This is a genomic window from Polaribacter cellanae, from assembly GCF_017569185.1.
GTDB classification, from domain to species: domain Bacteria; phylum Bacteroidota; class Bacteroidia; order Flavobacteriales; family Flavobacteriaceae; genus Polaribacter; species Polaribacter cellanae.
The window spans coordinates 941,321-956,334 of the sequence record NZ_CP071869.1 but is presented as its reverse complement, the minus strand read 5'-3'; the positions used below and the strand labels follow the sequence as shown (position 1 = coordinate 956,334).

Below are 15,014 nucleotides of genomic sequence, written 5' to 3'. Positions count from 1 at the left end.
GATATATGAAAATAAAGCAAATTGTTCTTGGTATCTACTTTTTATTAAGTTGTATAAAAATTAGTGCACAAGAACAACAGGTTATCTCCATTTCGCAAAACATAACACTAAATAATGTTTTAGAATTGGCAAGGAAAAACTCCTTAGATATTTTTAAAGCAAAACGAAATTATGGTGTTAGTTACTGGAAATTTAGATCTTATAAATCTAGTTTACTCCCCAAAATAGACTTCAATAGTAGGCCCTTTACTTTTAATAGTGCTCTAATAGAACGTTATGATTCTGAGCAGAATATAGATGTATTTAGGCAGCAGCAAACCATTAATAGTTATGCAAATATTTCTGCAACCCAAAATATAAGAGCTACTGGTACAAGTTTATTTATAAGCTCTAGTTTTAATAGGCTTGAAAACTTTGGCGATTTTGAAACCAAAAGCTATAATGTTACACCAGTTCGAATTGGTTTGGTACAACCTATTATGGCTTTTAATAGCTTTAAATGGGAGCAGAAAACAGCACCTTTAGAGTTTCAAAAAGCCAAACAAGATTTCTTATATGAATTACAAATAACTAATTTAAAAGCAGTTAATTTATTTTTTAGCTGGGCATTAGCTAGTAAAAAAGTAGAAATAGCAAAAGAAAACAAGATAACAGCGACAAAATTATATAGTATTGGAAAAAAACGATACGATTTAATAGCCATTGAAAGAGATCAGCTTTTAAATTTAGAATTAGATGTGTACAATGCAAATACCAATTTGACTCAAAACACACAATCATTACAAAAGGCTACTACAGCATTAAAATTATTTTTGAGAGATAAACTACCAAATAGTTCCCTACCAGAGTTACCAGAATTAATATTAGATTTAAAAATAAATGTAGATACCGCCATTAAATTAGCCTACAAAAATAACCCAGACATATTAGATTTAAAGATTAGAAAACTAAAAGCACTAAGAGATTTAGATCAAGTAATTAAAGAGAATAGATTCGATTTGTCTATAACCGCCAGTTATGGTTTAAACCAACAAGCAGAAACTTTTGTAGATGCTTATGGTAGGTTTTTAGACCAACAAAATATAAGTATTCAATTTAGTGTGCCTATTTTAGATTGGGGAGAGCGTAGAGGAAAAATTAAAACAGCTAAAATGAATAAAGATGTTGTAGATATTGAGCTCCAACAAAATGAAGAAACCTATAAACAAGATATCACACAGAATGTTTTAGACTTTAATATTCAGCATGAGTTGGTTTTGGGGGCGTTAAGAACAAATAAAATTTCAAAAGAATCGTATCAGTTAACTGAAAAAAGATTTTTGTCAGGAAGTGTAGATTTTTTAAATCTTACTGCCGCAAGAAAAGCTTGGCAACAAGCAAATGAAAACTACATACAAGCATTACAAAATTATTGGGTATTATATTATAAAGTACAAAAATTAACATTGTATAATTTTATAGATGATACTCCATTAATACGAAATTTTAAAACCATACTAGACAATTAATTTAAGAAAACGCTATGACTTATTTTGAAAGAAAAGAAAAAGAGAGGCACTTACTATATCTAATAGACCATAAGAGATTGAGCTCTTTAGAAAAAGTAGCCAATGATTTTGAATGCAGTGTAAGAACTATAAAAAGAATGATAAGTAGTTTAAGAAACGACGGTTATAAAATATGTTATTGTAGAAAAAGTTGTAAGTATTTTCTTGAAAATTAGCAAAGTGACAGAATTTGTCCCTGTGAGGGTTTAAATTTGTATTTGTAAAAGTTTAACGATGAAAAACAAAAAAACCTCTGAGCATTCAGTTGTTAAAAAAGAGTTTCACAAATTGTTTAACTAAAATAAGAGCCTATGTAATAAGCCCAAAACACCCAGAGGAAGTCTTTAATTTTTTATTGACTAAATAGTTTTTAAATATAATAGCTATTTAATATTCTGTAAAAGTAGTATTTCCTAGAAAGACTTTTGTAAAAAAAAATAATTTAAACCTAATTAAATAATTAAAAATGAAAAAATTAAAAACAAAAAAAAGTATTATTAGTATTGCTACTTTAGCAATCGCTATGACATTTGGAATAATGAGTAGTAACAGTTTGTTAAATAACGATGGGAAAAATGATGTGTTTTTAGATATGCTTTCTGTATCTATGGCGCAAGCAGAAACTACGGTTAAAACCAATTGTTATGCTGGAAACGTTATTACATCATCATACTATCCGACATGTAAACCTAATTGTCCATATGAATATATGGGTAATCCAGCTTACCAAGGGAAATGTACTGTTACTGCATAGTTTGATTATGAAAAAAAATTTAACTATTGTAGCACTTTCTATAACCTGTTTAACAATTTTTAATTTAAACTTTGAAAAGAATTATAATAAAGACTTTAAATTGGATTATATTAAAATGTTAAATTCGGCAAATGCTGAGGAAGGACAATCAAGTAATTCTGCTTGTTTTGCTGGAGAAACAACATGGATTTTTGGAAAAAAAGTACCAACGTGTACAGTGAGTTGCCCAAAAGTTAGGCTTAAAAATCGACTTGAGGTAGGAAATTGTACAGTTTAAATTAATAATAATTACTGGTAATTTAATTCTGAATTACCAGTAATAAAAAAAAACAAAAAATTGAATTATATAAATAAATTAGGATTGATTCTGTTTGTGATATTTATTTTTTCTTGTTCAAAAAACTATGATGGAGTTAGCGAGAAATTTATTCAAACCAATAACCCTGAACTGGTAAATAAGAGGATAGATTTTGTGGAAAAAGATTACTTTAAAGTAAATGATTTTACAAATAATAACAATAACAAAAACATAAAAATTCTCAAATTAATTAACACTTCTTGTACCTCTTGTTTTTTAGAAATGGAAAAATGGAAAAAACATATAAAAGAAAAAAACATACTTGAAAACTTATCTGTTAGATTTTTAGCAATTGGAGATTATAATTCTTATTTCAGAAGTGTAGTAAAAGACTATAATTATCCATTTGAAATATATTTAGATTCTATAGATACTTTTTTGAGCAAAAATAATTTTATATACAATCCCTTGGAGACTTTTTGGTTAGGAGATAATGATACGATTGTAATGATAAAATCTCCTCTTGAAAATAAATTAATGTTGGAATTGTTAAAATCAAAAATGAAATAAAAATGAAAAAAAAATATTTATTTATTAATTTATTTTTATATATATTTTTCACCAGTTGTAGTGAAAATATAAATATTAATTCGATAGAATTACCAGGATTTAAGAAAATTAAAAGCCAAGTTTTACCCATAAAACCAAATTGTTTTTACCAATTACATTCTCAAAAATCTTCTCTTTTCGTTATTGATGGTTGTGGTGAAAAATACATAAATTTATATTCAGAAAAGGATTATAAAAAAATAAACTCATTTGGCTTTAAGGGAAATGGGCCAAATGAGTTTTATTTCCCTGAAATATTGCCAGAAAATAATAATTCAAATGAATTTTGGATACATGATATAAATCATAAAAAGTTTAAAAAGTTTAATTTAAAAAATATTTTAAATAATGATTTTGCCCCTTTAATTGTTGAAAGAAAAAATCCTAAAATATTAGGTGGTTTTGAATTAACTATAATTGATAATGAAAAAATAATTTTAGGTAATGATCACATATCAGGAGAAGGAACATTTTTTATATATAATAAAAAAGAAAATGAAATAAAATGGATAGATTTCTATCCAATAATTGATGATATTCCTAGAAAAAAAAGAGCTGAAGCCTATGATGCTTTTATTAAATATAGTAAAGAAAATGATTTAATTGTAGGTGCTAGCAGATACTTTAATCGTATAAATTTTTATAAATTAAATGGGGATTTAATAAAATCTTTAAAAATAGGGGAATTTGAATACCCAAATTTTAATGTCAAAACTAATTACGTTATTCCTCAAAATATAGTTAATCATTTTATTGGGTTGGTTTTGAGTAAAAATAAAATTTATACATTATATTCTGGATATCAGCAAAAAAACATGTCTCATAAAGATAGTAGAACAAAACTTTTAGTATTTGATTTTAAAGGAAAATTATTAAACTCTTATCAGTTAGATAAAAATATTTCTAAGTTTACTATCAATGAGAATGAAAATAAACTATATGGTTTATCTCAAGATTCTGATGGACTTTCGGTAGTGAATTTATATAAATTATAAAATAACCTGCTATTTTTAATGGGTAGAGATGTTAAGTTTTTATATTAAAATCTTGAAAATAAATTGATGGTCAGTTTTAGATTTATTTCAAAAAGGAATATAATTATTTCTTTTTACTTGGGCAGTTTTAATTTTGTTAGATATGTTTTTTTTTACTTTTTTTCTTATATTAATTGTCACTTTATTTTGTTTTTTTAATAAATTACTCAAACAAAAGCAGTTAAAGAAAAGTATAAAAATTATATTTAAAATAATTTTTATACTTTTCCTTGTTTTATGTACTAAATTATTAGTTTTTGATATCTATAAGATTCCAAGCTCATCAATGGAAAACACGTTGTTTCCAAATGACGTAATCGTCGTTAATAAACTAAAATATGGCCCCAGACTACCGCGTTCTCCGTTTGATATTCCTTTGGTAAACATTGGGTATTATTTTAATGACAATGCTAGAAAAAGAATAAAAGAACTATGGTGGCCATATAAAAGATTATCAGGTACATCATCAATTAAACAAGGCGATGTTTTTGTGTTTAATTTGGGTATAACTCGAGATTTCTTTGTAGTGAAACGTTGTGTTGCTCTTCCTGGAGATACACTAAAAATAAAAGATGCCGAAATTTGTACTAATAGTATTTTGTTTAATTCTCCTAGTACAGTTAAAAACAGTTATAAATTTATTGTTAGTAATTATAACCGTTTGTATAGAGAACTAGATTCTATAAATTTAAATAATATCTCGCTCCAAAAAAATGGAAGATCTAAGTATGCACGTGCTATACTTTCTAAGTTAGAGTTTAGTCAATTTTCTCAGCTAAAAAACGTAGAATCTTTACAGAAAGAAATAGATACTTTTAATTTAAAGAAGGAACTACTTAAAACATCAGAAAGTAAGTGGACACTTGATAATATGGGATCAATTATTATCCCTAAAAAGGGAATGAAAATAAAGTTAACCCTTGATATTTATTTGCTATACAAAAAAACAATAAACAAGTATGAAAATTGTATACTAACAGACAAACAAGGTGTTTTTTACATAAACAATAAACAAGTAAACACATATACATTTAAGCAAAATTATTATTTTATGATGGGAGATAATAGAAAAGGAACAATAGATTCTAGAGCTTGGGGGTTTCTTCCAGAATCTAATATTGTTGGTAAAGTACAATGTGTTTTATATTCTAATTATCAAGATGAATTTCGATGGGATAGATTATTAAAAAGTGTATATTAGTAATTAAATTTCATCATATTATTAAGCATGTTTCATCTATGAAATTTAAATTTTCTTCATTTTCTATTCTTACCCTTTTTATCTGTTTATCAATTATTGGGGTTTGTTTAATTCCATTATTAAGTGTGCAGTTAGCGCCTTCAAAAGTTTTACCTTCCATTAATGTAAGTTACAGATGGCAAGATGCTTCTGCTAAAGTACTTGAGCAAGAAGTTACTGCAAAGTTAGAAGGTGTTTTTAATACGGTCAAAGGCATAAAAAATATTAGCTCTACGTCAAATAAAGGGAGAGGAAATATAGTCATTGATTTTAAAAAAAGCACAAATATGGATGCCATTCGCTTTGAAATGGCAAATCTTATTAGACAATCCTATTCAGAACTTCCAGAAGGTGTTAGTTACCCGAGCTTATCTCTTAGTACACCAAATGAAAACAAGGCGCCTATCTTATCGTATAGTATCAATGCAATTGAAAGTCCTAATTATATTAAAAAATATGCAGAAAAACATATTTTACCTCATTTATCAACTTTAAAAGGGGTTAGTAAAGTTACTATTTATGGAGCTGCTCCTTTTGAGTGGGTGATAACATACAATACAAATAAGCTTTTGCAATTAAAATTATCAGTTAATGATATTCAAAAAGCAATTAATATATACCTTAATGAACAAGAATTAGGTAATGGTGTTTACAGAGCAAATAACAATACTAATAATTATGAAATAGCATTAAGTTTAGCTTATAAGGGAGATGCTGAAATTAATTGGAACAAAATTCCTATAAAAAAAATAGGAAATAGAATTATTCTATTAGAAAACATAGCTAAAGTCACCTATAAAGAAGCTGTTGTGAACAGTTACTACAGAATAAATGGGTTAAACAGTATAAATATGACTGTTTATGCTGAGCAAGGTGTAAATACTATTGATTTAGCGAGAACTGTTAAAGCAAGAGTTACAGGTTTAAATGCTCAATTGGATAGTGGCTACAGTATAAAGTTAACGCAAGATACTACAGAGTATGTAGTGGAAGAGTTATATAAAATTCAAAAGCGCACCTTATTTTCTTTTATCATTCTACTAATCTTAATTCTTTTAATTAATAGAAGTTTTAAATACTTAGTTATTCTATTTTTAAGCGTCATTACCAATTTATTAATCGCAATTATTTTTTATTACTTGTTTCAAGTAGAATTGCAATTATATTCGTTTGCGGGCATAACTATTTCTTTTGGTATTATCATAGATAATAGTATTATTATGATTGATCATATTAAAAATAAAGGAAATAAAAAAGTATTTTTAGCCATTTTAGCAGCAACGCTTACAACGATTGGGGCGCTAATGATTATTTTTTTATTAAAGGAAAATCAAAAAGCAGATTTATTGGATTTTGCTTTAGTAATTGCCATAAATATAGGTGTTTCTTTGTTGGTGTCTTTATATTATGTGCCAGCACTTTTAGATAAGATAAATACCTCTAAAAAGCGTATCAATTACTCTAGAAAAAGAAAAAGGAGAATTGTTAGATTCACAAATCTTTATAAACGGATAATTTTTTGGATGAAAAAACCACGTTTTAAATGGTTGTTTATGTTGGTGTTTATTTTAGGGTTTGGAATTCCATTTCAATTATTACCTAAAGAAATAAAAGGAGAGGGTTTTTTTACTGAACTTTATAATAAAACAATAGGAAATGAAGATTTTAGTAATGATATAAGACCTACTTTAGAAAAAGTAATTGGTGGCTCATTAAGATTGTTTACAGAAGATGTTTTTGAAAATTCGTATTATTCAGAACCTGAAAGAACTACATTAAGAGTCACAGGTAGAATGCCAGATGGCTGTACCATACTACAATTGAATGAAGCTATTTCTAAAATGGAGAAATATTTGAGTCGTTTTAATGAAATTGAACTATTTGAAACCAGAATATCTAGCTATAGAAACTCTAATATTGCTATTTATTTTAAAAAAGAATATGAATTTGGCGGTTTTCCATATACTTTAAAAAGTTTAATCGAGTCAAAGGCAATTAGCTTAGGGGGGGTAGATTGGTCTGTTAGTGGTATTGGTAGGGGTTTTTCTAATGCTTTGGGTTCGGGTTCAAAACAATATAGAATTGTATTAGAGGGCTATAATTATGATAAATTATACAGTTATGCAGAACAGTTATTGCAACAATTGATAGATAGTTCTAATTCGCGAGTCAAAGAAGTAGAAATAACAAGCAATGCTTATAGAAGTAATTCCTTATATGAATATTATTTAGATTTTAATACGAATAAATTAGCACTTGCTAATGTTTCTCAAGCGCAACTTTACGAATACTTGAAAAATAAAGTCTACGCAGGTAGATTGCCTTCTATTATTCAAAATAATGAATTACAGAATGTGAAATTAATTTCTGACAAATACAAAAAGTTTAATGTATGGGATTTAAAGAATACGCCAATAGCAATTCAAAATAAACAATATAAATTAGCTCAATTAGCAACTGTAGAGAAAAAGAAAACTGGAAATACGATTAAAAAAAATAATCAACAATATAGTTTAACAGTTGCGTATGATTTTTTAGGGACTTTTCAGTTGGCTCAAAAAGTTAAAGAGAAAACTATTAAAAGTTTTGAACCCAAGTTACCACTCGGTTATAGGGTATTTGAACAAAAATATAATAGATGGAATAAAAAAGACAAGGAACAGTACTATTATTTATTTATAGTCATAGGAATTATCTTTTTTATATGCGCTATTTTATTGGAATCTTTAAAACAGCCGCTTGCAATAATTAGTATGATTCCTATCTCATTTATTGGTTTGTTTTTAACATTTTATGTGTTTGATTTCAATTTCGACCAAGGTGGCTATGCTTCATTTATATTATTATGTGGTATTGGTGTAAATTCTGCACTTTATATCGTGAATGATTTTAATAATTTAAAAATTCAATATCAAAAAAGAAACTCTAGATTTCTTTATTTTAAAGCCTTTAATTATAAAATTATTCCTGTTATTCTTACCATCACATCAACAATTGTTGGTTTAATTCCTTTTGTTTGGGGTGGTCAAAATGAAGCCTTTTGGTTTTCATTTGCTGTCGGTTCAATTGGAGGTTTAATATTTTCTCTAATTGGAATAATCTTTTATTTACCATTATTTATAACAAAAAAACATAATTCAATAACAATGTTGTCCGATAAAACTTAAAAAATTATGAAGAAGATTATTCTATTATTCATTTTATGTATTTATTCCTGTAGTCAATATAATTCAGATATAGGCGAGGCACTAAAAATGGCTGGAGAAAACAAAGTAGAGTTAATTAAAGTCTTGGAGTATTATAAAAATCAAAATAATAAAGAAAAATTAAAAGCGGCAAAATTCCTGATTTCTAATTTACCTAATAATTATTCGTATGATACTATAAATTTGTATAAATCAGTCATTAAAGATATTAAGGTAATTAAAAGTGATTTTTTAATTAATAATATAAATTTAGCTTATAACTCATGGAAAACAAATCCTTATGCCAGAGATAGCGTAAGTTTTAATCATTTTTGTGAATATATTTTACCTTACCGTCATATACAAGGTAAAGCTATTGAAAACTGGAGAGATTTTTTTATAAAAAAAAATCAGAATCATTTTAAAGATTCATATCCTATGTCATTCACCAAAGCTTGCGATTCACTATTTATACAATATAAAGAATATAAATTTGATTATTGGATAATTTATAAGCGTCCAATACTTAAATTTAAGGATTTCATGAAAATAAAGCGCGGTAATTGTGCCATAAAAAGTTGGTTTAATGCTTATTTGGTTAATGCAGAAGGTATTCCTATGGTTATAGATTTTGTTCCAGCCTGGGGGACAAGAGAGGGGGACCACCAATGGAATGCTTTACTGTATGGAGGTAAGACACTTTACTTTGAATCTTTTTGGGAATCGGGAAACAATTGGTTCTATAATCCTAAAATAAATAATAATAGATTTGAAGACGATTGGAGTGGAAAAATACGTCTTCCAAAAATATATAGGCATACTTTTTCAACACATATAGAAGGGCCAATTTCTGACAATAGACTAAAGATAGAAGATATACCCCCTTTGTTCAGGGATATAAAAAAAATTGATGTTTCTGATTCATATTTCAAGGCTATAAATGTAGAGATAAAATTCACAAAAGCTCCTCCAAAGAATACTTATTATTTATACTTAAGTGTTTTGGGAGTTAACAAGAAATGGGTTCCAGTTCAATGGGGTAAAATAACAGGTAATAAAGTTATATTTAACAAGATGGGAACAGATATTGTATATCAACCTGGATACTATAAAAGTGGTACAATAATCCCTTTTGGAAATCCTTTTCATCTTGACCATAATGGCAATCAAAGAGAATTTATGGCAGAAGGGAAGAGACATGAAGTTATAATAAAACGAAAATACCCAGAGAAGAAAGGATTGCTTAAAGAAGCTAAATTATTAAAGGGAACTTTAATACAAGCTTCTAATAGAAAGGATTTTAAAAATTTCACTATATTAAGAAAAATAAATTTTGAGCCAGAATTAAGACCTTATGATATTAAAATAAACCCTAAAAATAAATATCGATACTATAGATTGTATTCTAAAAACAAGATAACTGTAAAAAAAATCGAATTATTTTATGAAAATTTAGAGGGTAAAGAAGTTTCTTTGAAAGGAGATTTTATTTCAAATTCATCTAATGAAACCGATTCAATAACGTGGAAAGGAATAGATTTAGGAAGTCCTCAGTACATTTCTAAATTTAGATTTACCTCACCAAATAACTTAAACCATGTTTTTGTAGGGGGGAATTATGAGCTTTTTTATGCAGATGAAGGCAGTTTTATTTCTTTAGGCAAAAAAAAGGCTGATTCTTCATGTGAATTAAAGTTTGACAATGTTCCGAAAAGGGCATTATTATATTTAAAATGTCTTGATGGAGGCAGACAAGAAAGAATTTTTGAGTATAGAAATGGAAAACAAATATGGTATTGATTATTGTTAAACAATAAATAAGTATAAACTTGAATATATTAATTATCAAGAATTAAATTATTAAAAAAAAAACGATAACTAAGTAGAAATTATCAATTATAAAAGCCTATAAAGTATTTGATAATAAACTTATCCATTATTTAAATTATTAGATTATTTTCTTTAAAAGAATCAGATGCAAACGTTTTAATTGGGAGATAATTATAAAATAAATACTGTTTTTATAACAAAAAAAAACTAAATGATATGAGATATATACTATTTTTTTTTCTTTTAACATTTTTAATAAGTTCATGTGAAAAATATGATACGAATGTAGAAGAAGCTTTAATTTTAGCGGGTAAAAACAGAGAAGAACTAGAAAAAGTACTTGATTATTACCAGAAACCTAAGGACAGTTTAAAATATAAGGCAGCCTGTGTTTTAATTAGTACAATGCCATATCAATTTTATAAAGATGGTAAAAAATTACAACATATTTTAAATTTAAAAGGTACATTACATAAAAAGTTTGACAAGTATTCAAATGTAAAAAACAGATTTTATAGCAGAAATATAAGAACAGAAATTTTTAAAAAATATATTGATACTATAGAGTTAAAATATGGTAAAATTAGCTTTTCAGATTTAAATACATTTTACGATATTGAAAATATAACATCACAATTTCTAATTGAAAATATAGAGTATGCTTTTATGGCATGGGAACTACCTTGGGCAAAACATTTAAATTTTGATGAGTTTTGTGAATATATTCTTCCTTACAGAAGTGGACAGCAAAAACCAAATTCATGGAGAAAATTTTATTTTAATAAATTTAAACTATTTAGAGATTCACTTTCAAATGAAAAAGATCCTGTAAAGGTCTGTAAAATATTAAATAAATTGATTCGTAATGATGGTTTTGGTGTATTGGGTAAAAAGGTGAAAAAGTTTAAAAACTCAGTACCTGGGCCTTATATGACAGAATTGGGTTTAAGTGGTGATTGCGTTTCCATTTCTAATAGAACAATAGAGGTTATGCGTTCAAATGGTATTCCTATAACAGAAATTTTTATTGATAAATTTGGAAGAAATGGGCATAACCATATGCTAAATGCAGTTATGGATACTTTAGGAGGTTGGAAAATTTTTAATGGATATATTCAAGATCCAGGTAAGTTCATTCCTAGAGAAGATATTACAAAGGTTTATAAAAAAAGAAATCTTTTGGAATATTTAAATTTAAAAAAACAAAATAATATAGAAAAAAAACTAAATCATATTGGATGGGAAGATATTACAAAACAAGTCACAAGTGTTTTTAATGTATCAATTAAAGTACCAAATAGTAATATGAATAAAAAAAAGGCATATTTATGTATTTTTAATCCTAATTCAAAAACAGGGTGGACACCAATCGAAGGTACTGTAATAAATAATAATAATGCTCTGTTTGAAAATATAGGAGGTAAAAACGTTATTTATCTTACTATGATTGAAAATGAATATGGTGAATTAAGCATTCCAATCGGCTTACCATTTAAAATAAATCCAGATGGGACTAAAACAAACCTTAACCCTCAAAAAGAGCTATTATTTTTTGAATTTAATAGAAAATTCCCTCCTAATAAAGGTTTTGAAAAAAGAGCAGAGTTATTAATAGGGGGGAGGTTTGAAGGGGCTAGCTATTCTGACTTTAGAGATGCAAAGGTTATTTTTAGAATTAAGAAAAAGCCAAAACAGTATAATGTGATATATAAAGTAAATGAAGAAAATAAATATAAGTATGTAAGATTTTGCTACCCAGAATCTAAATTTACAGATTTAGCCGAAATTTCGTTTTTTAATACTAAAATTAATAAATTAAAAGGTAAATATATATATTCAGAAGGTGTGTCAGATGAAAATATGGATATTATTTTTGATTCTGATGAGTTATCCTATGTTCAAGTTTTACATTATGATGGGGTAATTAATAAAAAAATCTCTAATAAAATAATATTAAATAAAACTAATAATATTTGGGTAGGTCTAGAACTTGGAGAAAGCACTAAAATAACTCATATAGGATTTTGTCCTAGAAACGATAAAAATAATATAAATGTAGGTATGACATATGAATTATTGTTTTGGGATAAGGAATGGAAATCATTAGGGCAAAAAAAAGCAACTTCAAATAAAATAAGCTATTCTAACATCCCTCAAGGGGCATTACTTTGGTTAAGAAATCATACTGAAGGAATAGAGGAGAGAATTTTTACTATAGAAAACAATAAAGTTATTTGGTGGTAATTTTTTTAAACAAACATATTTAAAAGGATAGGTTACTTGATGTAATAAATTTAAATAATATTTTTATATAGAAAGTTGTATTATTTATTAAAAAAAGTGACAGAATTTGTCCCTTTGATGAGTTAATTTTGTATACGAATTTAGAACTTTGATTAAAGAAACAAAACCTCAGGAATTGGTTGTAAAAAAAAGATATTCACAAATAATTTAAGCAAAAGTAATATCCTTGAATAACAATGTGGTAAACTTCAGCTTTTATTAACTGAATGGTTGAAAATTAGTTATTTAACATTCTTCAAATCTAGTCTAATAGTATTACTTAAAGTTTTTTGATAAATAAATGTATACAAAAGAATTGAAACTTAATAAAATGAAAAAAAAAGTAGTAGTTTTTTTATTTATTATCATATTTTTTTTGATTGGTGTATTCTGGCTAGCGTTTACTTTAGCGTTATTAATAATAACATATTTTGGATTGTTAAAATTAATATACTTAATTAAAAACTCTTTCTTTAAAAAAACAGTAAAAGGCTTATTTATTTTTTCATATCTACTTTCAATTATAATTTTTGTAAAGTTAGTTTTTTTTGATATCTATAAAATTCCAAGCTCATCAATGGAAAACACATTATTTACTAATGACGTTATTGTTGTTAATAAATTAAAATATGGTCCTAGATTACCACGCTCTCCATTTGATATTCCTTTGCTAAATATTGGGTATTATTTTAATGAGAATGCTAGAAAAAAAATAAAAGAATATTGGTGGCCGTATAAACGTCTTTCTGGAACAACAGAAATAAATCAAGGAGACGTTATTGTATTTAACTCTATTTGGAGTAAAACTTTTATTTTAGTAAAACGTTGTGTTGCTCTACCAGGGGATAAGTTTAGTATAAGAGATACCAAAATATATACTAATAGCAATTTATTTAAAGAACCAGATGCAGTAAAAAAAGACTATACTTTTAAAGTTAAATCCTTGAATAACTTGTATAAAGTTCTAGATTCTTTTTCAAACAATATTTTTTTAAAAAAAGAAAATTTATTGAGTTACAAGGCTAGTTTGACAAAAGAACAATTAAATTACCTTAAAGAACAAAATCAAATATATTCTACAAGTCTAATAAGTGACACAATTACAAATGAAAAAATGTTTGTAAAGCGACCTAATTTAAAATGGACATTTGATAATATGGGACCAGTTACTGTGCCTATAAAAGGGATGAAAATAGTAATAAATGAAGAAAATTTTGAATTTTATAGAAAAGCTATTAACAGCTCCGAGAACTGTAATATAACAAAAACCAATGGTTTTTTTCTATATAGATAATAAAAAAGTTACTACTTATACTTTTAAGCAGAATTATTATTTTATGATGGGAGATAATAGAAATGGAACTTTAGACTCTCGAGCTTGGGGCTTCGTCCCTGAAGAAAATATTATTGGTAAAGTGCAATATGTTCTATATTCTAATTATCAAGATAAATTTCAATGGAATAGAGTATTAAAAAATGTAAATTAAATCTTTTTATATTTTTTTTCTTAAGAATTAGCAAAGTGACAGAATTTGTTCATATGCGGTTCTACATTTGTAAATATAAAAATTTAGTGTTGAATAATGTTTTAGAAAGCCTGAAATTAATTTTTTTGCTGAAAAACAGTATCGTAAAATGTGTAGTTAAAACCAATCGCCTACGGAATAATACAAAAATGCTTGTGAGTAGTCTTTAATTATTAATGGCTATTAAATATAACAAATTGTCAATACTATACAAGTAGTATTTTCTTCTAGACTGTCTAAATTAAATCAAATATAATTTTAGAATTTTACAAAATGAAAAAAAATAGGAATATTCGGAGTCACAATTATAATATCTTTAACATTTTTTAATGTAATAACAATTTCTAAGATAGATTAAAAAATTATTTTACCTTCTTTAATGAAATTATCGATTGCTAATGCAGAAAATAATGAAGGTAAATATATGTATAGAAATGTTACCACTAATAGTTCGACCTATACGATGATAGATAATTGTGGAACAACTATTGGATTTACAAGTACTTATACTCAAACTGAATGTAAAGGAACGGGTATGACAGCATGTACGGCTGGAACTTCAAGTCTAACACCATATATTCCTGAAAAGATAAATGTTAAAAATGAACACATAATAATAAAATGCTCAGAAAATTTAATTGTTCTATGATTAAAACTTCTTACGGATGGTCTCTATCTCCTTCTTAATTATTTATTAAATGTAACAAT

At 26.3% G+C, this 15,014-nt stretch carries 12 protein-coding genes; all 12 read left to right on the top strand.

What is annotated here, in order from left to right; translation table 11 throughout:
* Nucleotides 1–5 precede the first annotated feature (5 nt).
* The 12 genes from J3359_RS04470 (at nt 6) to J3359_RS04410 (ending at nt 14,955) form a co-directional block, all read left to right on the top strand.
* Complete coding sequence (locus J3359_RS04470) at nt 6–1,508, top strand: TolC family protein (RefSeq protein WP_208079550.1); 1,503 nt, start codon at nt 6–8, stop codon at nt 1,506–1,508.
* 505 nt (nt 1,509–2,013) lie between these two features.
* Nucleotides 2,014–2,301, top strand: a complete 288-nt coding sequence (locus tag J3359_RS04460) for a hypothetical protein (RefSeq protein WP_208079548.1) — start codon at nt 2,014–2,016, stop codon at nt 2,299–2,301.
* Between the two features lie 7 nt (nt 2,302–2,308).
* Nucleotides 2,309–2,578, top strand: a complete 270-nt coding sequence (locus tag J3359_RS04455) for a hypothetical protein (RefSeq protein ID WP_208079547.1) — start codon at nt 2,309–2,311, stop codon at nt 2,576–2,578.
* A gap of 60 nt (nt 2,579–2,638) precedes the next feature.
* Nucleotides 2,639–3,169 (top strand): hypothetical protein, encoded by a 531-nt coding sequence (locus J3359_RS04450; RefSeq protein ID WP_208079546.1) that lies wholly within the window; start codon nt 2,639–2,641, stop codon nt 3,167–3,169.
* A 2-nt stretch (nt 3,170–3,171) separates the two neighbouring features.
* Nucleotides 3,172–4,203: a BF3164 family lipoprotein gene (locus tag J3359_RS04445; RefSeq protein WP_208079545.1), complete on the top strand. Its 1,032-nt coding sequence runs from the start codon at nt 3,172–3,174 to the stop codon at nt 4,201–4,203.
* Nucleotides 4,204–4,345: 142 nt separating this feature from the next.
* Nucleotides 4,346–5,443, top strand: coding sequence for a signal peptidase I (lepB, locus tag J3359_RS04440; RefSeq protein ID WP_208079544.1), 1,098 nt, complete (start codon nt 4,346–4,348; stop codon nt 5,441–5,443).
* Between the two features lie 38 nt (nt 5,444–5,481).
* On the top strand, nt 5,482–8,649 hold the full coding sequence (locus tag J3359_RS04435; RefSeq protein ID WP_208079543.1) for an efflux RND transporter permease subunit: 3,168 nt from the start codon (nt 5,482–5,484) through the stop codon (nt 8,647–8,649).
* Between the two features lie 87 nt (nt 8,650–8,736).
* Nucleotides 8,737–10,467 carry a hypothetical protein gene (locus J3359_RS04430; protein ID WP_208079542.1) on the top strand — a complete coding sequence of 577 codons (1,731 nt, stop codon included), beginning with the start codon at nt 8,737–8,739 and terminating at the stop codon, nt 10,465–10,467.
* Nucleotides 10,468–10,713: 246 nt separating this feature from the next.
* Entirely contained in the window at nt 10,714–12,741 is a 2,028-nt protein-coding gene (locus J3359_RS04425) for a hypothetical protein (protein WP_208079541.1), read from the top strand.
* Between the two features lie 370 nt (nt 12,742–13,111).
* A complete protein-coding gene (lepB, locus tag J3359_RS04420; RefSeq protein WP_208079540.1) occupies nt 13,112–14,074 on the top strand; it encodes a signal peptidase I in 963 nt (320 codons plus the stop codon).
* The gene (lepB, locus tag J3359_RS04415; protein WP_208079539.1) at nt 14,052–14,267 is read left to right on the top strand and encodes a signal peptidase I; all 216 of its coding nucleotides are present in this window, start codon (nt 14,052–14,054) and stop codon (nt 14,265–14,267) included. Before lepB (J3359_RS04420) ends, lepB (J3359_RS04415) begins: the two co-directional genes overlap by 23 nt.
* A gap of 418 nt (nt 14,268–14,685) precedes the next feature.
* On the top strand, nt 14,686–14,955 hold the full coding sequence (locus tag J3359_RS04410) for a hypothetical protein (protein ID WP_208079538.1): 270 nt from the start codon (nt 14,686–14,688) through the stop codon (nt 14,953–14,955).
* The last annotated feature ends 59 nt before the right edge of the window (nt 14,956–15,014 follow it).

Excerpts from the sequence above, each read along its gene's own strand:
- J3359_RS04470 (WP_208079550.1), top strand. The coding sequence starts at position 6 with ATGAAAATAAAGCAAATTGTTCTTGGTATCTACTTTTTATTAAGTTGT.
- J3359_RS04460 (WP_208079548.1), top strand. The coding sequence starts at position 2,014 with ATGAAAAAATTAAAAACAAAAAAAAGTATTATTAGTATTGCTACTTTA.
- J3359_RS04455 (WP_208079547.1), top strand. The coding sequence starts at position 2,309 with ATGAAAAAAAATTTAACTATTGTAGCACTTTCTATAACCTGTTTAACA.
- J3359_RS04445 (WP_208079545.1), top strand. The coding sequence starts at position 3,172 with ATGAAAAAAAAATATTTATTTATTAATTTATTTTTATATATATTTTTC.
- lepB (WP_208079544.1), top strand. The coding sequence starts at position 4,346 with ATGTTTTTTTTTACTTTTTTTCTTATATTAATTGTCACTTTATTTTGT.
- J3359_RS04435 (WP_208079543.1), top strand. The coding sequence starts at position 5,482 with ATGAAATTTAAATTTTCTTCATTTTCTATTCTTACCCTTTTTATCTGT.
- J3359_RS04430 (WP_208079542.1), top strand. The coding sequence starts at position 8,737 with ATGGCTGGAGAAAACAAAGTAGAGTTAATTAAAGTCTTGGAGTATTAT.
- J3359_RS04425 (WP_208079541.1), top strand. The coding sequence starts at position 10,714 with ATGAGATATATACTATTTTTTTTTCTTTTAACATTTTTAATAAGTTCA.
- lepB (WP_208079540.1), top strand. The coding sequence starts at position 13,112 with ATGAAAAAAAAAGTAGTAGTTTTTTTATTTATTATCATATTTTTTTTG.
- lepB (WP_208079539.1), top strand. The coding sequence starts at position 14,052 with ATGGTTTTTTTCTATATAGATAATAAAAAAGTTACTACTTATACTTTT.
- J3359_RS04410 (WP_208079538.1), top strand. The coding sequence starts at position 14,686 with ATGAAATTATCGATTGCTAATGCAGAAAATAATGAAGGTAAATATATG.